General features: G+C 68.3%; 25 protein-coding genes. 14 read left to right on the forward strand and 11 right to left on the reverse strand.

Going from position 1 to position 23182, the window contains the following annotated elements; all coding sequences use genetic code 11:
* The first annotated feature begins 226 nt into the window (after nt 1-226).
* From AOP72_RS08885 to AOP72_RS08895, 3 genes are all read left to right on the forward strand, one after another.
* Entirely contained in the window at nt 227-664 is a 438-nt protein-coding gene (locus AOP72_RS08885) for a hypothetical protein (RefSeq protein ID WP_152650324.1), read from the forward strand.
* A 118-nt stretch (nt 665-782) separates the two neighbouring features.
* Nucleotides 783-1364 (forward strand): DUF6318 family protein, encoded by a 582-nt coding sequence (locus AOP72_RS08890; RefSeq protein WP_062135222.1) that lies wholly within the window; start codon nt 783-785, stop codon nt 1362-1364.
* Nucleotides 1365-1525: 161 nt separating this feature from the next.
* The gene (locus AOP72_RS08895) at nt 1526-2449 is read left to right on the forward strand and encodes a hypothetical protein (protein ID WP_152650326.1); all 924 of its coding nucleotides are present in this window, start codon (nt 1526-1528) and stop codon (nt 2447-2449) included.
* A gap of 257 nt (nt 2450-2706) precedes the next feature.
* Here AOP72_RS08895 and AOP72_RS08900 read toward each other — a convergent pair whose 3' ends face one another.
* From AOP72_RS08900 to AOP72_RS08910, 3 genes are read right to left on the reverse strand one after another with little or no spacing between them, the layout of a single operon-like run.
* A complete protein-coding gene (locus tag AOP72_RS08900; protein ID WP_062135228.1) occupies nt 2707-2901 on the reverse strand; it encodes a hypothetical protein in 195 nt (64 codons plus the stop codon).
* Complete coding sequence (locus AOP72_RS08905) at nt 2898-3539, reverse strand: nucleoside/nucleotide kinase family protein (RefSeq protein WP_062135231.1); 642 nt, start codon at nt 3537-3539, stop codon at nt 2898-2900. Before AOP72_RS08905 ends, AOP72_RS08900 begins: the two co-directional genes overlap by 4 nt.
* Complete coding sequence (locus AOP72_RS08910; RefSeq protein ID WP_062135233.1) at nt 3536-4570, reverse strand: serine hydrolase domain-containing protein; 1035 nt, start codon at nt 4568-4570, stop codon at nt 3536-3538. The genes AOP72_RS08905 and AOP72_RS08910 overlap by 4 nt, the downstream gene beginning before the upstream one ends.
* A 225-nt stretch (nt 4571-4795) precedes the next feature.
* Between AOP72_RS08910 and AOP72_RS13625 the strand changes: the two genes are divergently transcribed.
* From AOP72_RS13625 to AOP72_RS08935, 6 genes are all read left to right on the forward strand, one after another.
* A complete protein-coding gene (locus AOP72_RS13625; protein ID WP_193746395.1) occupies nt 4796-4936 on the forward strand; it encodes a hypothetical protein in 141 nt (46 codons plus the stop codon).
* 39 nt (nt 4937-4975) lie between these two features.
* Entirely contained in the window at nt 4976-5248 is a 273-nt protein-coding gene (locus tag AOP72_RS08915) for a hypothetical protein (protein ID WP_062135236.1), read from the forward strand.
* Nucleotides 5249-5370: 122 nt separating this feature from the next.
* On the forward strand, nt 5371-6699 hold the full coding sequence (locus tag AOP72_RS08920; protein ID WP_062137083.1) for an MFS transporter: 1329 nt from the start codon (nt 5371-5373) through the stop codon (nt 6697-6699).
* A gap of 60 nt (nt 6700-6759) precedes the next feature.
* Entirely contained in the window at nt 6760-7764 is a 1005-nt protein-coding gene (locus AOP72_RS08925) for a LacI family DNA-binding transcriptional regulator (RefSeq protein ID WP_062135238.1), read from the forward strand.
* A 12-nt stretch (nt 7765-7776) separates the two neighbouring features.
* A complete protein-coding gene (locus AOP72_RS08930; protein WP_062135240.1) occupies nt 7777-8469 on the forward strand; it encodes an alpha/beta fold hydrolase in 693 nt (230 codons plus the stop codon).
* 49 nt (nt 8470-8518) lie between these two features.
* The gene (locus AOP72_RS08935) at nt 8519-8752 is read left to right on the forward strand and encodes a TM2 domain-containing protein (protein WP_062135243.1); all 234 of its coding nucleotides are present in this window, start codon (nt 8519-8521) and stop codon (nt 8750-8752) included.
* Nucleotides 8753-8783: 31 nt separating this feature from the next.
* Here AOP72_RS08935 and AOP72_RS08940 read toward each other — a convergent pair whose 3' ends face one another.
* The 7 genes from AOP72_RS08940 to AOP72_RS08970 all read right to left on the reverse strand — a co-directional run bounded on the left by AOP72_RS08940 (nt 8784) and on the right by AOP72_RS08970 (nt 15739).
* Nucleotides 8784-9191, reverse strand: a complete 408-nt coding sequence (locus AOP72_RS08940) for a ribonuclease E inhibitor RraB (RefSeq protein WP_062135246.1) — start codon at nt 9189-9191, stop codon at nt 8784-8786.
* A 98-nt stretch (nt 9192-9289) separates the two neighbouring features.
* Nucleotides 9290-10294 carry a class I mannose-6-phosphate isomerase gene (locus tag AOP72_RS08945; RefSeq protein WP_062135249.1) on the reverse strand — a complete coding sequence of 335 codons (1005 nt, stop codon included), beginning with the start codon at nt 10292-10294 and terminating at the stop codon, nt 9290-9292.
* Entirely contained in the window at nt 10291-11523 is a 1233-nt protein-coding gene (locus AOP72_RS08950) for an ADP-dependent glucokinase/phosphofructokinase (RefSeq protein ID WP_062135252.1), read from the reverse strand. Before AOP72_RS08950 ends, AOP72_RS08945 begins: the two co-directional genes overlap by 4 nt.
* A gap of 17 nt (nt 11524-11540) precedes the next feature.
* Nucleotides 11541-12401: a ketose-bisphosphate aldolase gene (locus AOP72_RS08955; RefSeq protein WP_062135254.1), complete on the reverse strand. Its 861-nt coding sequence runs from the start codon at nt 12399-12401 to the stop codon at nt 11541-11543.
* Nucleotides 12402-12453: 52 nt separating this feature from the next.
* A complete protein-coding gene (locus tag AOP72_RS08960; protein ID WP_084631632.1) occupies nt 12454-13350 on the reverse strand; it encodes a carbohydrate ABC transporter permease in 897 nt (298 codons plus the stop codon).
* A 3-nt stretch (nt 13351-13353) separates the two neighbouring features.
* A complete protein-coding gene (locus tag AOP72_RS08965) occupies nt 13354-14361 on the reverse strand; it encodes a carbohydrate ABC transporter permease (protein WP_238581649.1) in 1008 nt (335 codons plus the stop codon).
* An 88-nt stretch (nt 14362-14449) separates the two neighbouring features.
* Nucleotides 14450-15739: an ABC transporter substrate-binding protein gene (locus AOP72_RS08970; RefSeq protein WP_238581650.1), complete on the reverse strand. Its 1290-nt coding sequence runs from the start codon at nt 15737-15739 to the stop codon at nt 14450-14452.
* Nucleotides 15740-15969: 230 nt separating this feature from the next.
* On the opposite strand from AOP72_RS08970, the gene AOP72_RS08975 reads away from it, so the two are divergent.
* The 5 genes from AOP72_RS08975 (at nt 15970) to AOP72_RS08995 (ending at nt 22221) form a co-directional block, all read left to right on the forward strand.
* Complete coding sequence (locus AOP72_RS08975) at nt 15970-16797, forward strand: DeoR/GlpR family DNA-binding transcription regulator (RefSeq protein ID WP_062135266.1); 828 nt, start codon at nt 15970-15972, stop codon at nt 16795-16797.
* Between the two features lie 89 nt (nt 16798-16886).
* Nucleotides 16887-17873, forward strand: a complete 987-nt coding sequence (locus tag AOP72_RS08980; RefSeq protein ID WP_062135269.1) for a LacI family DNA-binding transcriptional regulator — start codon at nt 16887-16889, stop codon at nt 17871-17873.
* A 241-nt stretch (nt 17874-18114) separates the two neighbouring features.
* Nucleotides 18115-19587, forward strand: coding sequence for an FGGY-family carbohydrate kinase (locus tag AOP72_RS08985; RefSeq protein WP_062135272.1), 1473 nt, complete (start codon nt 18115-18117; stop codon nt 19585-19587).
* 11 nt (nt 19588-19598) lie between these two features.
* On the forward strand, nt 19599-21245 hold the full coding sequence (locus AOP72_RS08990) for a fucose isomerase (RefSeq protein WP_062135274.1): 1647 nt from the start codon (nt 19599-19601) through the stop codon (nt 21243-21245).
* Nucleotides 21246-21423: 178 nt separating this feature from the next.
* Nucleotides 21424-22221 (forward strand): DeoR/GlpR family DNA-binding transcription regulator, encoded by a 798-nt coding sequence (locus AOP72_RS08995; protein WP_062135277.1) that lies wholly within the window; start codon nt 21424-21426, stop codon nt 22219-22221.
* Here AOP72_RS08995 and AOP72_RS09000 read toward each other — a convergent pair.
* Complete coding sequence (locus AOP72_RS09000) at nt 22218-23180, reverse strand: ketose-bisphosphate aldolase (protein ID WP_062135280.1); 963 nt, start codon at nt 23178-23180, stop codon at nt 22218-22220. The genes AOP72_RS08995 and AOP72_RS09000 overlap by 4 nt on opposite strands.
* Nucleotides 23181-23182: the final 2 nt, after the last annotated feature.

The raw sequence follows: 23182 nt of genomic DNA on the forward strand, positions 1-23182 counted from the left end.
CGGCCGCTCCAGCCACACGACTAGCGTCGCGGCCATGAACTTCCGGCTTCGACAGTCCGCGATCGCGGTTGTGCTCGCTGCGGCAACCCTGACCACAACGTCGTGTTCGCCGCGCCCTGACCCTGGCAATGCTGCTTCGCCGTCGCCCAGCATCCCGAGCGCGGCACCCACTCCGACGTCGGCGCCGACCCTCTCTGCACTCACCGACGAGGAGATCATCGAGTCCATGCCCCCACTGGCGCGGACCGAGGACCTGCTCGGTGCCGCCGTCTTCGCTCGGTTCTACCTCGACCTCAGCCCGAGGATCTTCGAGTCCGACCGCGACGCGGTCCTCTTCGCGCATCTCAGTCATCCGGAATGCGGGACTTGTGTCGAGTCGCTCGACACCTCTAATCGTGCGAGGACCGCCGAGGCCACCGTAGAGGGCGGCTCCTACGCGTGGGGAGACGTGTACGCGAGTCCGTTGGGCGGCCAGGATGACGCCGGGCTCTGGTGGGTCGAGGAGCGTGCCGAGGTCACCGACATGTATACCTACAGCCCGGAAGGCGTTGAGCTCGACAGGCAACCCGGTGGACAGGCGACGGTGATCACCGTCCTGGAGTTCGGTGACGGCTACTGGCGAGTCCACGACGTCGCGGTGCGGCTCGACGACGAGCAGCCATGACATGACGGTTGCCGCGCCTGCCTTCTCACTATCCCCAGGTTCGCGCCTACCCTGTCGCTCAACACGGTATGTCGGTAATGTCTGGCGCATGAACCGCGGGTGGGGACGGTCCAGGGTTGTGGTCGCGCTGGTCGCGGCCGGACTCGTGACGGGCGGATGCGGGGGCGACCCCGAGCCGATCGTGACCGAGACACCCACCGCGACGCCCGCGCTGAGCGACTCGCCGACCCCCTCGCCCACGCCGTCCCCGTCGGCGACGCCACTCACGGACGAAGAGGTCATCGCGGCGATCCCACCCCTCGCGCGCCAAGAGGACTTCATCGGAGCGCAGGAGTTCGCGAAGTACTTCTTGACGCAGTACCACACACTGATGCGCACCGAACCTCAACTGTTTGATGCGCTCTCAAAGCCATCGTGCCGCTTCTGCTCTGTCGTTCAGGAGCACTATGGACAAGTTGCTGCGAACGGCCACCAACTCACAGACGGTCACGTGACCGTGACTTCTGACGCCGCGAAGGGCGGCCTTCAGGAAGACGGCACTTGGGGGGTTGTTCTTGATATCTCAGTGGACACTCTCGTCGAAGTGGACGCCGACGGCGCCAAAGTCGAGGAGACCGCCGGGGGGCCTGGTAGCGCGACCTTGCTCCTTAGCTATACGGATCATTGGGTGGTCTTGGAAGTCTCTGCGGAGCAGCAATGAGACGGACCCCAACCATGACGAGAGCAGCGATTGCCACATTCCTCCTAGCGATCACATGCTGCACTCCAGCCAACACCGCCTTGGCCTCGCCGCGTGAGTGTGCCGACGACCCGAACTCAGCGTTCTACGCAGGCACATGCAAGAGCGTCATCGAACTGGGGATGACTACCGACAACGGTAGACCCACCACCACCACCCCGGTCTCCTCACCAGACACCCCGAAAGACCGCTACCAACGGCGGGAGATGTGCGCCGACTGGTTCCAGCTCGAGGAGGGCACAACGCCAACGACGCGCACGTGGGCCGGCGAGATCCCCGCTTGCGCAGAGCCCTACACTCCCCCCGACTTGGAGTGCGTCGCCGATGCGACACCTGTTGCACCGCTGTGGGTCTCCCCGGCTCTCGAAGGTGGCGGCTACGGTCCGTGGCAACAGGTATCGGGCTATCAGTGCCCCACCGACCCGCTCCCCGCCGCCATCGCGCGCGCCTGGCGCGCCATGAACATCACCCCCACCAGCTACACCACCCAGCCCGCCACCGGCTGGGCCATCGCGTCGATGGGCGTCATCCCGGTGGCGAGCACCGAGCCGCAGACCAGCGCCGTCACCGTCCTCGGCACACCTGTCCTGCTGCGAGCGACGCCCACGACGTTCACATGGACCACGTCCGACGGCACCGAGCTCACGACCACAGGCGCCAGCCACGGCTACGACGACGGAGGCGAACCCCTCACCTTCGACCGCCGCGAGCACCGCACCGAGGTCACGCTCACCACCACGTGGACCGGGCACTACAGCCTCAACGACGGCGCCACCTGGACCGAGGCGCCGGGCACCGCGACCACCACTTCCGACTCGACCTCGATCCACGTCTTCAACCCGCGCGTGCAGTTGGTCGACTGCGACACGAGCGGCAACTGCGCGACCGGAACGGGACCGGCGCAGGTGGCGCCCACCCTCACCGACCCCGACGCCGACGGCATCGACAACCACCTGATCCCCGACCACGCCATCAGCGCCTATCTTGCGACCCGCGCGGACGGCCGCACCTGGAGCTCCCGCGAACGCAAGCCAGCGACCGAATAGCAACGATCAGGTCACGGTTCGCGTGTGAACCCTCACAACGGCCACACAGCCCGCGCAGTACTGAGACGATGGCGGTCAGTCGCACAGCCTTGAGCCGTGCGCAGGACTGCGGTGGTCGTGTCAACGGCGACGCGACCGCCGCACTCCTTACCCTCTCGACACCCGTCGCTGCACGTACCCGCCCAACGCTCGGAACGCGAGAGTAGGCCGTTCTCGAGAACTCTGGCCATCGTGCGGAGCAGTCATGGCCGCAGCGGTCAGCCCTCTGTCAGGTCCCGGGCCCTGCGCCGCACGCGAATGTACTCGACCAAGATCCGGGCAGCAGCGCCCGCGATCACCCACAGCCCGAGGAAGATCATCGCGCGCCACACGGTCACGTCGGCCATGATCACCAGGTAGAGGGCGACGATCACGCCCGGCACCCACACGGACAGGCTCCAACGTCCGCTCATCGCTCCACCGTAAGCGACAGGTCAATCCGGAGGTCCGCCCGATGCGCGGAGTCGGCGATGAGCACGGCGTTGCGCTGGTCGCTGCCCAGGGCGTGCGCCCGCGCGGCCTCAAGGCTCCGCCCAAAGCTGACGTGCCGGGCGACGAGTCGCTCGAGCCGGGTGTCCTCGTCGACCTCCACGAACCACGACTCGGTCAGCAGGCCAGCGACCTGGTTCCACGGGGGCGATTCGAGCAGCAGGTAGTTGCCCTCGACGATCACCAGCGGCACGTCACGCGGCACCGGGATTGCGCCGGCGACCCCGTTCCTGAGGTCCCGGCGGTACTCGGGCGCGTAGACCACGTCCTCGTCCCGCGCGACGATCCGGCGCAGCAGCGACACGAACCCCGCGGCGTCGAACGTGTCCGGCGCGCCCTTCCGCTCGACCCGGCCCAGACGCTCGAGCTCCGTATGCGCGAGGTGGAACCCGTCCATGGGGACCACCACTGCATCGGCCGCACCGAGACCGGCCGCCAAGGCGGCGGCGAGCGTCGACTTGCCGGCTCCCGGCGCACCCACCATGCCGAGCACGACCCGGCCGCCACGCGCATCGGCCGCCAACGAACGCACCCGCGTCAGCAGCGACTCAACCGACGTCACACGCCCTCGACCACGTCCGGGAACAGGTGCGCCGCCACCGCACCGATCACCGGACACGCACCCTCGGACGTGTTGCCGAACACGGTGGCGGTCACGCGGGTCTCGGGGTCGAACGTCGAGCGGAACGACACCCCCGCGTCGTAGCCCTCGATGATCCACTGCGGCCCGGTCGCGTGGCGCCAGAAGCCCATGCCGTACCGCATGCCCTCGTCGGGCACGTCGTGGCGGGCGCGCGTCATCTCGGCGGCGAAGTCCAAGCTGACGATGCGCCCGTCGGCGAACGCTCTCCAGAACCGGTCAAGGTCCGCCGCGCTCGTCACGGCGCCACCGTCGCCGCCTCCGCGCACCGGCAGGTGCAGCACGTTGGTCCAGTCCCCGCTCTCCTCGAGATACCCGAGCGCGACGTCGCCCGGCCACCGGTCGGAGCGCTCATACGCGGTCTCCCGCAGACCGGCCCGGCCGCACACCTCCCGCGCCACCACGTCCTGGAAGGGCTCGCCGGAGGCGCGCTCGATCACCAGCGCCGCGACCATGAAGCCGCCGTTGTTGTAGCGGAACGTCTCGCCCGGCGTCTCGCGCTGCTCGTGACCGTCGAGCTCGGGCAGGAAGTCCTCGGCGGTCACCAGCGTGTGCACCGGGCTGGTGAGCACGTGGTCCGAAACGTCACCGTCGCCGCTCTCGTCGAGGTAGTCGCCGATGCCGGACGTGTGGGTCAGCAGCTCCTCCAGCGTGACTCTCTCGTCGACCAGCGGCAGGTCGTCGCCGAGCCAGCGCCGCACGGGCGCCTCGAGCGACAGCGTGCCGCTCTCGACCAGGCGCACGGCCGCGAGCGCAGTGAACGCCTTCGACCCACTCGCAATGCCGAACCGGGTCAGCGACGTCACCGGAACCTGGTGCGCTCGATGCGCGTAGCCGTACGGCCGAGCCAGCATCGGCTCACCGTCCCGATGGACGGACACGAGGCCGCTGAAGTCGTCCTCACGTGCCGCCGCATCGATCGCCGCAGCAAGGTCTGGCTCGTCGATTCTCATGCTCCTGACGCTACCTCTCCGGACCCGAGCGAGAAAGGTCACGACTTCCAACGAGGGGGCGCAGCACCCCCCAGCATGCGAATGCTCGACGCCCGTCGTGAACCTCAGTGGACCCACCAAGAAGCGAGAGAGATCGCTATTGACGCGCCGCGACCCCCGCCATAGTCTCTCCTGGCGGGAGATGGCCCCGAGTGTCCGGATTGCATTCTGACCAAGGGACCCACAGTGAAATCTACCCGCTTGCTCGCGGCCACCGCCGGGCCCGCGCTCGCTTCCGTCACCGCGATTCCCTCCCCCGCCTCCGCGTCTCTCGCGCCCACGGACGATCAGGGTGAGGTCGATGAGACTCGCGACGATGCTGCGTGAAGAATGCAACCCGGAGGAGATGACGTGAAGAAATCAACCATGGCTCGAGTTCTCCTCGCGACGGGCGCTCTCACCTTCATGGTCGGTATCGCCCTCGTCGTCAATTTCTGGATGATCTTCGACGAGGAGACGGTCAAGGAGCTGGAAGACGGCGCTCAGGGATCAACCGTCGTCTCCGATGCAGACTGGCTCCTGTTCGGCCTGGGTGGCCTGTTGGTTCCGGTGAGCATCGCGGTATTGGCGTGGGCCCTGGTGGCTCACCTGAGAGGTCGTCGCGCACAGTCGTCGCCTGCGCCAGCGCCGTCCGTGTAGTCCGGCCCGCTTGGCCCGCGCATCGGCCGTACGCTGTGTGCGTGCCCTCCCCCGCATCGGCCGGGTTGCCCGGCGTGACCGACGTCCCCCGCGAGCAGAAGCTCGTCCTGTGGATCGCCGTGATGGCGAGCTTCGTGAGCTTCCTCGACGGCACGGTGGTGACCGTCGCACTGCCCGCGATCGTCGACGAGCTGGGCGGCGGCATCACCACTCAGCAGTGGACCGTGGACGCCTACCTCATCACGCTGGGAGCGTTCATCCTGGTCGCGGGGTCGATCTCGGACACCTACGGCCGCATCCGCGTGATTCGCTGGGGACTGATCGGCTTCGGCCTCACGTCGGTGCTGATCGCCGTCGCTCCCAGTGCGCCGTTCCTGATCATCGCGCGCCTGCTGCAGGGCATCGCCGGCGCGATGCTGGTGCCGAGCTCGCTCGCGCTCATCACCTCGAACTTCCGCGGACCCGCGCAGGCCAAGGCCATCGGCACCTGGACCGGAGCGACCGCCGGTGCGATGATCGCTGGCCCCATCATCGGCGGGCTCTTCGTGGACCTCGCGTCGTGGCGCCTGGTGTTCCTCATCAACGTACTGCCCATCGCCGCCTGCCTGTGGCTGCTCACCACGCTCCAGCAGCGCGATGCCCGCCTGCCCGATGCGCACATCGACTACCTGGGCGCCCTCCTGTGCGTCACTGGCCTGGGCGGCATCGTGTTCGCACTCATCGAGGAGCCGAACCTGGGGTGGGGAGATCCGCTCGTGTGGGTGCCTGCGGTGGTGGGAGCCGTGGCCTCCGCGGGGTTCCTGTGGCGGCAGGCGACGGCCAGACAGCCGATGCTCCCGCTCAGCATGTTCCGCGTGCGCAACTTCGCATGGGGCAACCTCTCCACGTGGATGATCTACGGCGCGCTGTCGCTCAGCGGCTTCGTGATCGTGGTCTACCTGCAGGAGCAGGCGGGTGTCTCCGCGACGCTGGCGGGTCTCGCGACCCTGCCGATCACGCTCATCATGATCGCGCTGTCCTCGCGTGCAGGCGCGTGGGCCGGAAGGTTCGGGCCCCGGCTGTTCATGACGGCCGGCCCCCTGGGCATGGCGGCGGGGTCGCTGATGATGCTGGCCGTCGGTGAGGACTTCAACTACTGGTGGCAGATGCTGCCGGGCGTCGTGGTGTTCGGCCTGGGCCTCACCCTGACCGTGTCGCCGCTCACCGCCGCGATCCTGGGTGCGATCGAGCCGTCCCGCGCGGGCATCGCATCGGCCACGAACAACGCGATCTCCCGCATCGCGGGACTCATCGCCATCGCGGCCGTCGGGGCGATCGTGGGCGGCGCGCTGAACCTCGACGGATTCCACCGCGCGATGTGGGCGACCGCGATCGCGATGGCACTGGGCGGCGCGATCTCGTGGCTGGGGATCCGCAACCCGGTGGCTCCGGACGATCAGGCGGCGACGTAGCGCGGCGATCCGGGGCCCAAGGTCCTCTCACACTCAGAGAAGGCGTCCTAAAGTATGCGGATGGCCACGATCTACGAGGTCGCCGCGCACGCCGGTGTGTCGCCAGCGACCGTGAGTCGAGTGATGAACGGCACCGCCGTCCGTCCCGAGCTCGAGACACGTGTGCGCGAGGCCATCGCTCTGCTGGAGTACAGGCCGAGCCGGCGCGCCCGGTCGCTGCGCACCAACCAGTCCGAGATGATCGCGCTCGTCATCCCCGACATCCAGAACCCCTTCTTCACGGCGCTCGCACGCGGCGCCGAGCATGTGATGCGCCAGGCCGGCTACTCGCTGGTGCTGTGCAACACGGACGACAACCCCGACTACGAGGCCTCGTACGTCCAAGTGATCCACGACGAGCGCATGCCGGGCGCGATCGTGGCGCCGTCCACCACCGGCACGACCTTCCTGCCTCTGCTCGACGAGGGCCGGCCCGTGGTCGCAGTGGATCGACACATCGAGGACCCGCGGGCCGATGCGGTCATGGCGGACAACTTCGCGGGAGCGGTCGAGGCGACCCAATGGCAGTTCGATCAGGGCAGCACCCGCGTGGCGTGCATCACTGGTCCGCCTCAGGTCGAGACCGCCCGTGCGCGCGCACACGCCTGGCACGAGGTCTGCGCACGCAACGGCGGAGCGCTCGACGAGTACTTGGTCTGGACCGACTTCCAGCCGGGGGGCGGCGCCGACGCGCTGGACTACCTCCTCGACCTGCCGATCCCTCCGAACGGCATCGTGGCAGCAAACAACCTCACCGCCGTGGGCATGCTCGGGGCGATGGTGCGGCGCGGCATCAATCCGGGCGAGATCACGGTGTCCGCCTGCGAGATGCTGCCGTACTTCTCCATGCCGCTTCCGGGCCTGCTGACCGTGCCGCTGCCCGCCCGCGCGATCGGCGAGCACGCGGCACGACTGCTGCTCGCGAGGATCGAGGGCGATACCAGTCCCGCCAAGAACGTGGTGCTGAACTCCGAGGGCGAGGTCGTCCCCGCGCCGTCGCACTCCGCGACCCCACCGGCCACCTGACACACTGACCTCATGGACGTCGCGTTCCTGCCAGGCATCGCCTCCGGTGGCCCCGAGGCGTGGCGACACCTCGTGCGCTACCTCGACAGCGCCGTGCCTGGCTTCGACTCGACTCGCGCCCGGTTCCACGACTTTCGCGAGCCCAACGGCGGCTTCGCGGACCACGCCGATTGGGCCGTCGACGGTGCCAGCGCCACCCACCCCGTGCACCTCATCGCGCACAGCTTCGGCGGCAACGGCGCCCTGCTCGCGGCGCAGCACTACCCCGAGCGCATCGCGAGCCTCACGCTGTTCGAGCCCGCGGCCCTCGCCCTCACCCGTCACACTCCCGCGACCGAGGCCCACATCGCCCAGGTGGGCCCCATCTTCGCCTGCCGCGGCGACCTCGACTGCACCGATGCGGAGCTGGGGTACGACTTGCTGACCGCGATGGGCGGCCGCATGCACCGCGAGGACCCGCTCACGACCGCCGTGGGCCGCACCATGCGCCAGGCAGGCGCCCCGTGGGAGGCACCGCTGGACCGCAAGTGGACCATGCGAGTGCCCACCCTGGTGATCACCGGCGGCTGGGACGACATCTACGAGGACGTCGCGACGCACCTGGAGAGTCGCGGGGCCACCCACCTCGTCGTGCCCGGCGCGGAGCACCGGCCGCACGATCTGCCTCCCGCGCATCGGGCCACCGCCGCGCACCTCACGTCGTGAGCCGGACGCCGCCCACACTGGTCGCCACCCATAGGCGTAGCCTGGGCCCATGAGCCTGCCTTCCACCGCCATCCACGCGCCCAAGAGCCTGCTGCTCGCCTACGTCCTGTGGTTCTTCCTGGGGCTGTTCGGCGTGCAGCACTTCTACCTGGGCAAGATCGGTCGCGGGCTGCTCTACCTGCTCACCGCGGGCGTGTTCGGCGTGGGCTGGCTCATCGACCTGTTCACGCTGCCGTCGCAGACGCGGGCCATCAACGCCCAGCGCGCGGTCGGCATCCGCTGACCGCGACGTCCACCGCAGTCCGCGGAACCGGCTAGAGGGGATCGATGCCCCAGCCGGCCTTCTCCTCCGCGGTGTAGAGCGCGGCCCAGCCTTCGTACTCGCCGCCGTGCGTGGTCGCAATGCCTTCCGCAACGTCCACGGTCTCCCGCAGGAAGTCGGGCACCAGCGGCTCGTCGCGTCCGTAGATGATGATGGACCACTCGTCGACGCCGTGGCTCGGCTCCACGAGCTCGCCGGGGAACCGGCGCTCGCCGAGCTCCTTCGCGGCAGCGCGGGCCTTGTCCTCGTCCGTGAAGGTCACGGAGAACTCGCTGTCACGGGGCGCGGAGATGTCCGCCCCCGCATCGACGAATCGCTGCAACTGCGCCGAGTCGTCTTCGTAGAGGCCGTACGGATCCACACGCTTGCGTGCGCCCGTGAACCGCGAGAGGAATCCCATGGGCCAACGCTAGTCGCTCGCGACCGGGACGCGACACGCGAGCGGGCCGGGCGTGGTGGCATGCTGCCGATGCGTGGGCCGGCTCGGCCTGCGGGCGCTCACGCCGCGGGGGGTCGGCAGCGGAGCACCTCGAGCTCGCCGTGATCCACCAGCGTCAGGTCGCCGGCCGCGTGCGGAGTCAGGATCGTCATGCCGCGTTGCAACGGGATCGCCTGTCCTTGCCCCGGCACCAGCGCCCCCACCCCTCGTTCGACGACCAGCACGGAGTACCCCGCGTCGCCGCTCGCGTCGCCGCGCAGCCGCTCGGCGCGGAAGAAGTCCCCGGCGCCCGGCAGCAGCGCACCGTCGTCCTCCGCGCTCGACTCGCGCCACGACGCCACCTCGATCAGGTCGCGCCCGCGGCGGTCCAGCGCCTCCAGGGCGACGTCGAATCCCAGTCCCAGGTGGCCGTCGCGCTCGCCGTCGATCGCGAAGTCCTTCCACTCCATCAGCACCGACAGATCGGTGGGCTCCTGGAGCTCGACGATGAGCGCGCCCTGCCCGATCGCGTGAGGAGTGCCGGCCGGGACCAGCACCGCGTCACCGGCCGCGAGCTGGAGCCGGTGCATCGCTGACAGCATCGCGTCGACATCCTGGCCGCTCACCCACGATCGGACCTCGTCCCGCGACACGTCGCGCATGAACCCCAGCCACACCGGCGCGGGCTCGAGGAAGATCCAGGCCTCCGTCTTGCCGTGACCGAGCCCCAGGTGGTGCTGCGCGAACGCCACGTCCGGATGCACGTGGACCGGCAGGCGCTGGCCCGCGTCGAGAAGTTTGACCAGCACCGCGGGGTCGTCGCCATACCGCGCGACGTGGTCCGCACCGAGCCACCCGTCCGGGTCCGCTCGCACCACGTCCGCAAGCAGGGTGCTGTCGGGCAGCGTGCTCAGCCCCAGTCGCTCGTGGCCGAACACCGTGGTCACGGATGCCACCCAGTCCTCGGGCGTGTGGGGACGGACCGGGCCGGCGCCCCGGAAGGCCGCGATCCGCTCCCCTCCCGCGTAGAAGCGGTCCGGCGGCTGGTGGGCAGTCAGGATCCACGGATGCGACGCGGCGGTCACGACGAGCGTCCATCGGCGACACCGGTCGCGAGCGACGCCACGAGGCCGCCCACGAACGCATCGCCCAGCCCGATCGTGGTGGGCGCATCGGTCACCAGCTCGCGTGCTGCCACACAGGAGACCTCTGCGCCGAGCACATCGGCGAGACCGCCGGCGAACTGCTCGCCTGCGCTCTGACGCGGCACCTCGCGCACGGAGGCGAGCCTCCCGATGTCGAGCCCGTCGCCGTGCAGGTAGCGGGCGCTCGCCATGTCGATGCCGCCCTCGAGAGCGGCGGTCATCGTGGCCGCAGCGTCACCGTGCGCGAGCGCCCAGTGCTGGGTGTGCACCACGAGCGTCGGCGCCGTCACGATGGTGCGCACGCGGCGCAACGCCGAGGCGACATCCTCCGGATCCAGCAGATCCACCTTCCGACCCACATACGCCTGCAGCTCATCCTCGTTCATGCCGTAGACGTCCACGCGGTCCGCGAGCGCGTCGATCACGATCCGCTCGAATCCCGGCACGTGGTAGCCGGCGTCCTCGAAGACCACGGTGGCGCCCTCGGGAAGCCGGTTCATCGCCGCCCGCAGGTCGCGCATGCGTCGCACCAGCAGCGGCTGGTCCGTCATCGAGTTGAATCCGGAGACGAGGAACACCTGCGCGCCCGCGAGCAGATCGCCCAGCTCGTCCGCGAGCGCCATCTCGCGGTTGGGTGGGTCGCACACATAGATGAGTCGATTCGCGCGCGGCGACTCGATCGCGGTCCCGTCGGCGAGCTCGACGCGCGCGCCCGCGGGGAACTGCATGATCAGGTGGGGATTGATGGCGTCCCCGTCGCGCGAGCAGATGTACTCGACATCGGGAGGGAGCAGCGCGCGGACGTTATCGTCCTCCGCGACCAAGTGGAGCGTCGAGGGGACGCCGACCGCGCTCATCGCGAGCGCCGCACGCACCGAGCTGCCGCCCAGGGTGACGCGGCGCTCGTGCCTGCTCGCGACCGCTTCGACCACGTCATGGCTGGAGACGGCCCGTTCGCCGCCCACGCCGTCACGCACGAACGAGAGGATCGAGCGCACCAGGTCGCGCTCGGACGCGATCATCTCGCCGCGCACGAGGTCGTCTGCGCCGATGCGGTGGTCGCGTGCGAGATCCGTCATCACCTGGGAGTCCCAGACGGTCTCGTAGTCAAGGCAGCCGCCGAGCCCGAGCACAGTGGCGCTCGGGCTCGGCGTGGTGGAGGAGGTCATCGTGCTGCCAGGGTGCCTCAGTAGAGGCTGGCCTTGCCGTCGGAGCCGAACAGGCGGATCTTGTGCGCGGCCTCCGCCTTCATCGCCTCGACGGCGGGCGGCTGGATCGTGTTGGGCTCACGCACCGACCCGTCGGCCAGCACTTCGCGCATCTTCACGTGATACGCCACCTTGATGTCGGAGGAGATGTTGATCTTGTTGATGCCCATCTTCGCAGCCTGGCCGATCTCGGCGTCGGGGTTGTTGGAGCCTCCGTGCAGCACCAGCGGCACGCTCACCGCGGCCTTGATGTCCCGCAGCAGGTCCAGCTTCAGCTCGGGCTTCATCCACGACGGGTAGATGCCGTGCGAGGTGCCGATCGCGATCGCGAGGGAGTCCACTCCCGTGGCCTCGACGAACTTCACGGCTTCCTCTGGCTTCGTGTAGATGATCTCGTCCGCGCCGTCCTCGGCCTCGGAGTCTGTCTTGCCGATGGTGCCGAGCTCGCCCTCGACGGACAGTCCCACCGCGTGCGCGGCCTCGACCGCACGGCGCGTGAGGTCCACGTTCTCGTCGAACGGCAGCATGGAGCCGTCGAGCATCACCGAGGTGAAGCCGGACTGAATGGCCCACAGCATCTGGTCGATGGTCGCGCCGTGGTCGAAGTGGATCGCCACCGGGACGCTCGACCGGTGCGCGCGCTCGCGGATCGCGAGCACCAGCTCGTCTCCCAGGTGGGCGAGCTCGTCCGGGTGGATCGCGATGAGCAGCGGCGACTGGAGCTCCTCGCCGATCTCGAAGATCCCCCGATTCATGGCCCAGTCCGAGATGTTGAATGCCGGGATGGCAAAGGAGTGCTGGTTGGCGACCTTCAGAAGGTCGTCGCCGGTGACAAGCATGAGTGTTTCCTTTCGGGTGATGTGCTGGGGGATGTCGAGAGCTCGGGGTGGCTCACGCTTTGACGGCACCGGCGGTCATACCGCCGATGAAGTACCGCTGGAAGAACAGGAAGAGGATCAGCACGGGGATGCAGCCGAGCACGCTCATCGCCATCATCTGGTTCCAGTCATAGGCGTGCTGGCCCATGAGCAGCTGGATGCCGATGGGCACGGTGCGCATGTCGTTCGTGCGGGTCAGGGTGAGCGCGAACAGGTACTCGTTCCACGCGATCATGAAGGTGTAGACCCCGACCGACACCATGCCGGGCACGGAGATCGGTACGAGCACGCGCCATAGCGCGGTCCACGGGCTGCCGCCGTCCACCTTGACGGCCTCGTCCAGCTCGCGCGGCAGGGTGTTGAAGTACCCGGTCATCATGATGATCGCGTAGGGCAGGGTGAAGACCATGTACGTGAGGATCAGGCCTGGGTAGGTGTTGTACAGCCCCAGCACGACCACGAGCCCGAAGTACGGGATCAGCAGCGTGATCGGCGGCACCGCCTGGACGGAGATCACCACCACGTTGATGATGCGCTTGCCCTTGAAGTCGTACCGCGAGAACGCGTAGGCCGCGAGCACTGCCACGAACAGGGTCAGCACCGTCACCGACCCGGCGATGAAGTAGCTGTTGAAGAAGAACCGGAGCTTCTCGGGGTCCGTCAGGATGGCGACGTATGCGTCGAACGAGAATCCCTCGGTGATGAGCCGCGGCGGGTACTCGAAGATCAGTCCGTTGGGCTTGAAGGAGCTCGACAGCATCCACACCACGGGGAGCGCGGGGAACAGCGCACCGACGGTGAGCGCTGCGATCAGCGCGATCTTCTTGCGCTTGCGTGCGCGGATCACGTGCGCACGGGTGGGCACCTCGAGCTGCGTCGGGGCGGACAGGGAAGTCTTGGTGGCAGTCATGGTTCAGTCCCTCGACTTCTGGTGGCGGACGTAGAAGAAGGCCAGCGTCATCGACAGCAGGAAGATGATCACGGCGGAGGCCGATGCGACGGCGAAGTCGTAGGTGGAGAACGCCAGCTTGTAGGTGTAGGTGGAGACCATCTCGGTGGCGTCGATGGGGCCGCCGCCAGTGGTCATCCAGATCAGCGCGAACTGCTGGGTGGTCCAGATGAAGTCCAGCAGGGCCATCGAGATGATGATGGGCTTGAGCTGCGGAAGCGTGACGTTGAAGAACTGCTTGACGGGTCCCGCGCGGTCGAGCCGTGCGGCCTCGTAGAGTTCGCTCGAGATGCCCTGCAGCCCCGCGAGCAGCGACACCATGAAGAAGGGGTAGCCGGCCCAGATGTTGATGAAGGTGATCGCGGGCAGAGCGAGCGACGGGTCGGACAGCCACGCGATCTGCTCCTCCGCGAACCCCAGTTCGGTGACGAAGAAGTTGACGATCCCGTTCGGCGAGAGCAGCATGCGCCACAGGACGGCGACGATCGCGACCGTGAAGAGCCACGGCAGGATGTAGATCGCCCGGTAGACGGCCTTGAGCCGGTTGCCGATCATCGGCGAGTTGAGCATCAGCGCGAATCCCATGCCGAGCACGAAGTGCGCGATGACGGAGGCGCCCGCGAAGATGGCGGTGTTGCTGACCGCCTTGAAGAACACCGGGTCGCCCAGCACCTGGGCGTAGTTCTCGAAGCCCACGAACTCCGAGTTGGGGTTGATGATGACGCGGTCCACGAACGAGTAGCCGATCACCATCGTGATGGGCGTCACCATCAGGACCAGCAGCAGCACGAACGTGGGGGTGAGGAAGCCGTACGGCGCAACGGTGCCGCGATAGCTCCGTCGGCCACGCCAGCCGCCGCGAGTCTTGTCGGCTCCGTTGTCGGTGCCGCCGTCGCCGGAGCCGGCGCTGGCCGGCGCGGTCGCGAGAGGCGCTGCGGCCCTTGCTTCCGTGGTCTCGGGGGGGTGTGTCACGAGTTTCACCTGATCTGTTGAGAAGGGTCCGTCGGCCGCGCCCCTTGGTGGGGGGGACCTGGGCGCGGCCGACGGGGTCAGTGGTGGACTAGAACTGCGACTCCCACTTGGTCTGAGTCGCGGTGAGGGCGTCTTCGACGGAGATGTCTCCGTTGAGGACGCGCTGCAGCTCCTCGGCCATGTCGCGCATCAGCTGCTCAGCGACGGGCAGGCCCACGAACTCGTTGGCGGGGTAGCCCTCGTTCCAGACGTCGAACGCGGACTGGAAGATCTCGTCCTGCGTCACGAACTCCGGCACAGCGGTGCTGTTGCCCGGGAACGCGTTGGCCGCGTTGGCGAGCTCGCCGTTGGCGTCGGCGCTCATGAGGAACTCCACGAGCTTCCACGCCTCCTCCTTGTTCTCCGAGTTCTCGGCGACGCCGATGCCCCAGGAGGCGTACGGCGTGCCGCGCTCTCCCGAGTAGCCGTCCTCGGCCGGAACCGCGTGGAGCGAGAAGTCGAGGTCCGGGCTGGACTCGCGCAGCGTGTTGATGTGGGCGAGGGACGAGATCATCATTCCCACGCGGCCGCTGCTGAACTCCTCGACCTTGTCCTGCTCCTTGAGCGTGGCGGCACCCGGTGCAACCGCGCCCGCCTCATCCAGACCGACCACGAAGTCGACCGCGCTCTGGACGTCGGCGTTGTTGACGTCCGGTGCGCCGTCGTCGGTGAGCATCGATCCGCCGGAGGCCCATGCCCACGACATCACGTCGTTCTGGATGCCGTTCGGTGTCTCGAGCGACAGCGGCAGAATCCATCCGCTGGTGTTCTCGTCGCTCTCGGACACTGCGATCGCCGCAGCCTCGAACTCGCTGCGCGTGGACGGGGCTGCGTCCACCCCGGCCTCGGCCAGCAGGCCATCGTTAGTGAACAGCATGTACGCGAAGTTCACCACGGGGATCATGTAGGTCGAGCCGCCCAGCTGCACCTGGCTGGCGAGCTCACCGTCGTCGTAGCCGGCGTCGGACATCAGCGCCGTCAGGTCCGCGATCGAACCCTGGTCCACGAAGTCGCTGACCCACGCGCCGTCGAGCCCGACCACGTCGGACATCGTGCCGGACGCCGCACCAGCCACCACCTGTTCGCGGGTCGAGGCGTAGGGGCCGGACAGCAGCTCCACCTCGATTCCCGGATTGGCCTCTTCGAAATCGTCCATCAGACCGCGCAGCACGCCTTCAGGGAGCTCGGGCTCCCACCACTGCGCGAACTCGAGCGTGACGGTCTCGCCGTTGCCGCCACCGTCACCATCGCTCGGGCCATCCGAGGCGCCTTCGGAGCTGCAGGCGGTGACGAGTGCGAGTGCACTGACCGCTGCCGTTGCCCCGATCCACTTCCTCATACGAGCTTCCTTGCTCATGTCTCTCCAATCAGTGACCGCTCTGACGCGGAGTGCGCCTGCGCCACATTGCGCTTTTCTGCGGTTTTACTCACGCTAGTGCCGACTCTTGCGGATTGTCAAGCGCTAAAGGTCACAAACCCGCAACGGCGACGGCGCGAGACTCCGCGTACGCGTGCCGATACGCGCGCGCGCTCTGCTGTTTCGTGCACTTTTGTGCTACAACTTCAGTCATGACAAGCGCCGACTCCGTGCACCGAACACGCACAGACGTGGGACGACGCCTGCCTGCCGGGCGCAAGGCCGCTCTCGTGGATGCCGTCACGGAGGCGGGACAGGTCACGGTTGCCGAGCTCGCCGAGAAGTTCGACGTCTCTCCCGACACCATCCGACGGGACCTCGACCGCCTCGACACCGACGGTCTCGTGATTCGCACCCATGGAGGGGCAGTGAGCCCGCAGTCCGGAGCGAAGCCGGAGACTGCGCTCGATCTGCGCAAGCAGGTGCAGATGGCGGCCAAGGAGATCATCGGCGAACTCGCGGCGGGCCTCGTCGACGACGGCGACACGATCATGATCAACGGCGGCACGACGGCGCTCGCGCTCGCGCGCCACCTCGCCGATCACCACAGCCTCACCATCGCCACCAACAACCTGCTGCTCTCCACCGAGCTCAACCCCGACAGCTTCCGCAACCTGTACATCTTCGGAGGCACGGTGCGACCTCACGATCACGTGAGCATCGGACCCGTCCACCTTGGGGGTCTCGCGGGCGGCGTCGACCTCGACGTCCGTTGCCGCCTCTCGCTCATCGCAGTCGGCGGCGTCAACACGACGAGCTTCTCGACCTCGAACGTCGCCGAGGCGACGATGATGCGCGACATGATGGAGGCGGGCGACACCGTCGCGGTGATGATCGACTCCTCGAAGTTCAACCGCAAGCTGTTCGCCCAGTTCGCTCCCCTGGCGATGGCGGACTACGTCATCACCGATCAGATGCCGGGCACGGAGTACATGAACGCGTTCGCGGCGGCGGGCGTCGAGGTGATCTGCCCCGACTGAGCGTCGGCCACCGACGCTGGCGCGGAGTCGATCACGCGACCCGCCGGATCCCGCCGACCCCTGAGCGCGCCGACGGTACTGTGACCCCCATGGCCACCATCTATGAGGTCGCGGAACTCGCCGGGGTGTCCCCTGCGACGGTGAGCCGCGTCCTCAACGGCAAGACCGTGCGGCCCCCTCACGAGCGGAGCGTCAAGGCGGCCATCGCTGAACTGGGGTACCGTCCCAGTCGCCGCGCTCGCTCCCTGCGGACCAAGCAGTCCGAGATGATCGCGCTGATCATCCCCGACATCGAGAACCCATTCTTCACGTCGCTGGCACGTGGTGCCGAGCACGTCACGCGCAAGGCCGGCTATTCGTTGGTGCTGTGCAACACCGACGACTCACCGGAGAACGAGGTGCAGTACGTCGAGACTGTTCAAGCCGAGCACATGCCGGGCGCGATCGTCGCCGCGACAGGCAGCGGGCACTCGTTCACGCCGCTGCTCGACGAGGGACGTCCGCTGGTCGCCGTGGACCGCCACATCGAGGACCCGCGTGCCGACGCGGTGATGGCGGACAACCTCGCAGGGGCCATCGAGGCGACAGAGTGGCATGTGAGGCAAGGACGCGAACGCATCGCGTGCATCTCGGGACAACCGTCAGTCGAGACCGCGCGGGAGCGTGTGCGCGGGTGGCGTGAAGTGGTGGATCGCGCTGGTGGAGCGCCGGACGAGTACCTGATCTGGTCCGACTATCACGTTCTGGGCGGCGACAGCGCTATGCGCAGGCTGTTGTCCCTGCCCAATCCGCCGGACGCGGTGGTGGTGGCCAACAACCTCATGGCCATCGGCGCGCTCACCGCCCTCGCGCAGCTGGGCGTCAGCACTTTCGACATAGGCGTCTCGGTGTGCGGAACCCTGCCCTACGTGATCTCTGCTCCCCCAGGAGTGCATACGGTGCCCCTGCCGGCTCGAGAGATCGGCGAGCGTGCGGCACGCCTGCTCCTGGGCCGCATCGACGGCGACACCGAGCCGGCACGGACCATCGTCCTCGACTCGGATGGCGCCGATGTCCGCTCCCGTGAGCCGCGCTGACAGCACCTGAGCACGGTGCCGGGGCGCCGACATCCGACGCCCCGACAACGGTGCCGCGACGAGAGCCGCGGCGCGGTTCCAGCGAGAGAGGCGATCTCGAAGCCGGGGATGCGAGGCGCGAGAATCCGCCGTGAATGCTCCCCTGTAGCGGTCTGCCGTCGGAGTTCACCTCACCTGTGCGCTTGCAACTGGCATCGATTTCTGTAATATCGATTTCAGTTGACCGTCAAGGAGGATGAGCATGGCCACAGCTGCGTACTTCGGGTTCGACGTGGGAACCTCGAGCAGCAAGGGTGTGCTGGCCGATGCCACGGGCGTGGTGATGCGTTCAGCGGTGCGCGAGCACTCACCGGCCTCTCCCTCGCCCGGTCACGTCGAGATGGACCCCGAGATCTGGTGGCGCGAGTTCCGCGAGATCGCCCACGAGCTCACCGCAGACGGCGAGTACCAGGTCGCCGCCGTGGGGCTGTCAGGCATGGGCCCCTGCGTAGTACTGACCGACACGGCCGGCTCCCCCGTGCGCGACGCGATCCTGTATGGAATCGACACGCGCGCGGCGCAGGAGATCGCCAGCCTGACCGCGCACTACGGCGAGCGGCACCTCATCGAGCACACCGGGTCCCCGCTGACCACCCAGGCGGTGGGTCCCAAGCTCGCCTGGCTGACACGATGCGAACCCGATGCCATGGCGGCGGCGCGCCGCCTCTTCATGCCCGCAACCTGGCTGGGCCACCGGCTCACCGGCGAGTATGCGATGGACTATCACTCCGCCAGCCAGTGCAACCCCCTCCTCGACATCACCCGGCAGGAGTGGGATCCAGAGGCGTGGACCCGCCTCGCTCCAGGCATCGAGCCGCCTCCGCTCGCGTGGGCCGATCACGTCCTGGGGGCCACGACGCAGTCGTTGGCGGGAATCGCGGCGGGCACACCGGTGGTGCTCGGAACCATCGATGCGTGGGCGGAGGCCGCGAGCGTGGACGGGCACCGTCCAGGCGACCTGTTCCTCATGTACGGCACCACCATGTTCCTCATCGCCACCGGCGACCAGCCCATGAGACATCCCAGCATGTGGGGCACGCTCGGAACGGCCCCGGGCCTCCATTGCGTGGCGGGAGGGCTCGCGACATCCGGGGCCATCACTGGCTGGCTCAGGGAGATCTACGGGCGTCCCACGTATGCCGCGCTGATGGCAGAAGCCGAGATCTCCGGCCCCGGAGCCCAGGGCCTGCTGATGCTGCCGTACTTCGCGGGAGAACGCACCCCTATCCAGGACCCGCATGCCCGAGGCACCATCCTGGGCCTCACCACGCGGCACCTGCGCGGCGACCTCTACCGCGCCGCCCTCGAGTCGACGGCCTTCGCGGTTCGCCACAACGTCGAGACCATGAACGATGCAGGAGCAGAGCTGTCGCGAGTGATCGCCGCCGGCGGGGGAACCTCCTCCGCGCTGTGGCCCCAGATCGTCACCGACGTCACCGGCCTCAGGCAGGAGATCCCCACCGTGACCATCGGAGCCAGCTACGGCGCCGCCCGCATCGCCGCCCGCGGTACGGGCGAGGTCGACACGGACGTCTGGAACCCCCCGGCCCTGCACATCGAACCCGATGCCCGCGCATCGGCGCTCTACGACGAGCGATACGCCCTGTATCGCGAGCTCTATCCGGCGACGCGTGACCTCACGCATCGCCTCGTCTCCACCGCTGCGACGCTCTGAAGGGAGCACCCATGCCCACCTACTCCTTCCCTGCCTCTGCGCCCGCCCTCGAGGCCCCCACGCGCACCGCGTACCTGATCGCGTCCGGCGACCTGCGTGAATCCGCGAACATCGCGGGCTGGCCCACCCAGGTCGAGCTCGAGACTGCGGTCACCAGGCTCCTCGAATCGCTCGGGTGGCAGGTGCGCCGCGCCAACGACGTCGACCCGGCGACCGGCCACGGGTTCATCTCGAGCCAGCGGATGGGCCTCGAGATCTTCCGCAGCATCCCCCAGGACGCTCCGCTCATCGTCGCGGAGGCCGTGTGGCAGTACAGCCACCACGTGCTCGCGGGACTGCGTGATCACACCGGCCCCATCCTCACCGTCGCGAACTTCGCTGGCGAATGGCCGGGACTCGTGGGACTGCTGGGACTGAACGCCGGGCTCACCAAGATGAACAAGCCGTACTCGACGCTGTGGAGCGTCGACTTCACCGACGACTGGGCTCGCGAGAGGATGACGGAGTGGGTCGAGACAGGCACGGTGACCCACGACCACAGCCACGTGGTGCCGGCCACCACGCTGCCGGATGTCGAGGAGACGCGCCTGGGCATCGCCCTCGGGGAGCAGCTGCGCCGCGAGAAGGCCATCATCGGCATCTTCGACGAGGGATGCATGGGCATGTACAACGCGATCTTCGATGACGAGCTGCTCAACCCGCTGGGCATCTACAAGGAGCGACTGTCGCAGTCCGCACTGTATGCCGAGATGCTGACGGTCTCGGACGCCGACGCCGAGGCGGTGGGCGCCTGGCTTCGCGAGCAGGGCATGACCTTCACGCTCGGCGAGGACGAGGAGACGGAGCTCACCGAGGCACAGCTCACAGCGCAGTACCGGATGTACGTCGCGGCGCTGCGGATCGCGGATGACTTCGGCCTCGACGCCGTCGGCATCCAGTACCAGCAGGGACTCAAGGACCTGGTGCCGGCCAGCGACCTGCCCGAGGGCCTGCTGAACGCGACGCATCGGCCCCCCGTCACCACGCGCGACGGCTCGCGCGTGATCCGAGAGGGCGAGGCCTTCACCCACTTCAACGAGGTTGACGAAGGCGCCGCCGTGGACGGCCTCGTCACTCACCGGGTCTGGACGGCGATGGGCATGCTGCCCGACAACACGCTCCACGACGTGCGCTGGGGAGACGAGTACGGCGATGAGTACGTGTGGGTCTATGAGATCTCCGGCTCGGTGCCCGCCTCGCACCTCGGCGGCTACGACAAGGCCCAGGGATGGCGTCAGGGACACGTCTTCTTCCCCGCCGGCGGCTCCACTATCAACGGCGTCTCGATTCCCGGGGAGGTGGTGCTCAGCCGCGTCTACATCGCCGATGACGTGCTGAACGCGGATCTGTACCGCGCACGCGTGGTCGAGCTGCCCGAGGAGGAGACCGAGCGTCGCAAGCAGGCCACCAACCCTGAGTGGCCCATCGCCCACGTGGTGATCCCCGGGGTGGGCCGCGACCAGTTCATGGCCACCCACAAGGCGAACCACGCGCAGATGGTCTATGCCCCGGACGCTGACGCCGCGGACCGAGGACTGCTCGCGAAGGCCGCGATGCTCCAAGCGATGGGCGTGCGGATCAACCTCGTGGGCGACGCCGCACGGCTGCTCGAACGCTGACCCCGGCGCCCCTCCCCCGGGGCGTCTGCGCGGCGCTCGCCCCCACGTGCGCCGCGCGAGGCGGACGGCGGATGCGCTTGTCGGCCGGGTGCGAACTCCCCCCCGCTCGCACCCGGCCGGCTAGGCATCTGCCGTCCGCAGTTGACACCGCGATCATCGGAGGCGAATGATGCCAGGCATGCATGGCGATCTGCGAGCGTTGCCTGCGGCGGCGCGCCGCGCAAAGATGCGGGACCTGATCGAGCGGCGCGGCTTCGCACGGGTCTCAGACCTCGCCGCCATGTTCGAGATCTCCGAGGTCACCGTCCGCACGGATCTCGACGCGCTCGCTGAGAGCCACGCCGTGCGGCGGGTCCATGGCGGCGCGATGTCGGCAGACAAGTCGCCCTGGCTCGAACCCACCTTCGACACGGCCGCGGAGCGGCGCGTCGAGGAGAAGGCGCGCATCGGCCGAGCGGCAGCCGCACTCGTCGAGAGTCATCAGGTGGTCGCGCTCGACGTCGGCACCACCACGACCGCTGTCGCGCGCGCTCTCGCGGCACGTGAGGATCTTGAGAACCTGACGATCGTCACGAACGCGCTCAACATCGCACTCGAGCTGGAGCCCGCTATCCCGCGGATGACCGTCGTGGTGACCGGCGGGACCCTGCGGCCGGCACTTCACTCGCTGATCGACCCTTTGGCCGACGCCGTGCTCGAACGTGTGCGCGCGGACATCGCGTTCCTGGGGTGCAACGGTGTCGATGTGGACGCGGGCATCACCAACACGTCCATTGGCGAGGCCGATGTGAAGAGGCGGATGCTCGCGACCGCGGCGCGCACCATCGTGGTGGCGGATTCGTCGAAACTCGGGGTCGTGAGAGCGAGTCGGATCTGCGCCGTCGACGACATCGAGCTGCTCGTGACGGGCGTGGAGGCCGGCACGTCCGGCGCCGCGACACTGCGCGACGCCGGACTCGAGGTCGAGCTGGCTTAGGCCCCGGCTCCTGAGGAGCCGAACTCGCGCATGCGTTGCGCGACGACCCCGCTCATGGCACGCATCGCGACGCCCTGTGCCTCGCTGGGCTCGACCACGGAGCGCTGGGCGTCGAGGAACTCGCGTATGGCCGCCGTCCAGGTCAGGTGAGAGTCCGTTCCCTGGTTGATCTTGCGGATCCCGTGAGCGATGCCCTCTTGCTTCTGCTCAGTGCTGACCCCGTACGACTCGTCGAGGCGTCCGCCGTGCGCGTTGATGGTGCGCACCGCATCGGCCGGGATCGACGAGCTGCCGTGGAGCACCAGGTAGGTGTCGGGAAGCCGCGCCTTGATGGACTCGATGAGGGGGATGCGCAGTCGCTGACCCGCTTCCGCCGTGGTGAACTTCACAGCGCCGTGACTGGTGCCGACGGCCACGGCGAGCGCGTCGACCCCCGTGTGCTCGACGAAGTCCGCCGCCGCGTCGGGATCGGCGAACACGATCTCCTCGACCGTGCCCGACACTCCCGCCTCAGCGCCGCCGATCGTGCCAAGCTCCCCCTCCACGCTCACGCCGCGGGCGTGGGCGTGCTCGACGACGCGCGCCGTGGCCGCGATGTTCTCCTCGAGCGTGGACGGCTCGTCATCCTCGACGCGGCGGCTGGCGTCGATCATGACGCTCGTGAAGCCATGATCGATCGCGCGCACGCAGTCGTCGAAGGTCCGGCCATGGTCAAGGTGGAGGGCCGCCTCCACGTCCGGGTAGCTGGCGACGAGTTCCCGCAGGCGATCCCACCACCACCCCTCGTCCTCATAGGGGTGCATGCCAGCGATGGCCTGAACGATCACGGGCGACCGCTCGGACCGCGCTGCCTTCATCACGGCAGCTGCCTGATTCAGATCGGAGACGTTGAACGCACCCACGCCATAGCCTCCGACCTCGGCCTTCGCGAGCACCTCGGACAGCGTTCTCAGTGGCATCG

The sequence above is a fragment of the Demequina aestuarii genome, assembly GCF_000975095.1.
Classification (GTDB): Bacteria; Actinomycetota; Actinomycetes; order Actinomycetales; family Demequinaceae; genus Demequina; species Demequina aestuarii.

Excerpts from the sequence above, each read along its gene's own strand:
- AOP72_RS08885 (WP_152650324.1), top strand. The coding sequence starts at position 227 with ATGCCCCCACTGGCGCGGACCGAGGACCTGCTCGGTGCCGCCGTCTTC.
- AOP72_RS08895 (WP_152650326.1), top strand. The coding sequence starts at position 1,526 with ATGACTACCGACAACGGTAGACCCACCACCACCACCCCGGTCTCCTCA.
- AOP72_RS08900 (WP_062135228.1), bottom strand. The coding sequence starts at position 2,901 with ATGAGCGGACGTTGGAGCCTGTCCGTGTGGGTGCCGGGCGTGATCGTC.
- AOP72_RS08910 (WP_062135233.1), bottom strand. The coding sequence starts at position 4,570 with ATGAGAATCGACGAGCCAGACCTTGCTGCGGCGATCGATGCGGCGGCA.
- AOP72_RS08915 (WP_062135236.1), top strand. The coding sequence starts at position 4,976 with ATGGCTCGAGTTCTCCTCGCGACGGGCGCTCTCACCTTCATGGTCGGT.
- AOP72_RS08920 (WP_062137083.1), top strand. The coding sequence starts at position 5,371 with ATGGCGAGCTTCGTGAGCTTCCTCGACGGCACGGTGGTGACCGTCGCA.
- AOP72_RS08925 (WP_062135238.1), top strand. The coding sequence starts at position 6,760 with ATGGCCACGATCTACGAGGTCGCCGCGCACGCCGGTGTGTCGCCAGCG.
- AOP72_RS08930 (WP_062135240.1), top strand. The coding sequence starts at position 7,777 with ATGGACGTCGCGTTCCTGCCAGGCATCGCCTCCGGTGGCCCCGAGGCG.
- AOP72_RS08935 (WP_062135243.1), top strand. The coding sequence starts at position 8,519 with ATGAGCCTGCCTTCCACCGCCATCCACGCGCCCAAGAGCCTGCTGCTC.
- AOP72_RS08940 (WP_062135246.1), bottom strand. The coding sequence starts at position 9,191 with ATGGGATTCCTCTCGCGGTTCACGGGCGCACGCAAGCGTGTGGATCCG.
- AOP72_RS08950 (WP_062135252.1), bottom strand. The coding sequence starts at position 11,523 with ATGACCTCCTCCACCACGCCGAGCCCGAGCGCCACTGTGCTCGGGCTC.
- AOP72_RS08955 (WP_062135254.1), bottom strand. The coding sequence starts at position 12,401 with ATGCTTGTCACCGGCGACGACCTTCTGAAGGTCGCCAACCAGCACTCC.
- AOP72_RS08960 (WP_084631632.1), bottom strand. The coding sequence starts at position 13,350 with ATGACTGCCACCAAGACTTCCCTGTCCGCCCCGACGCAGCTCGAGGTG.
- AOP72_RS08970 (WP_238581650.1), bottom strand. The coding sequence starts at position 15,739 with ATGAGGAAGTGGATCGGGGCAACGGCAGCGGTCAGTGCACTCGCACTC.
- AOP72_RS08975 (WP_062135266.1), top strand. The coding sequence starts at position 15,970 with ATGACAAGCGCCGACTCCGTGCACCGAACACGCACAGACGTGGGACGA.
- AOP72_RS08980 (WP_062135269.1), top strand. The coding sequence starts at position 16,887 with ATGGCCACCATCTATGAGGTCGCGGAACTCGCCGGGGTGTCCCCTGCG.
- AOP72_RS08985 (WP_062135272.1), top strand. The coding sequence starts at position 18,115 with ATGGCCACAGCTGCGTACTTCGGGTTCGACGTGGGAACCTCGAGCAGC.
- AOP72_RS08990 (WP_062135274.1), top strand. The coding sequence starts at position 19,599 with ATGCCCACCTACTCCTTCCCTGCCTCTGCGCCCGCCCTCGAGGCCCCC.
- AOP72_RS08995 (WP_062135277.1), top strand. The coding sequence starts at position 21,424 with ATGCATGGCGATCTGCGAGCGTTGCCTGCGGCGGCGCGCCGCGCAAAG.
- AOP72_RS09000 (WP_062135280.1), bottom strand. The coding sequence starts at position 23,180 with ATGCCACTGAGAACGCTGTCCGAGGTGCTCGCGAAGGCCGAGGTCGGA.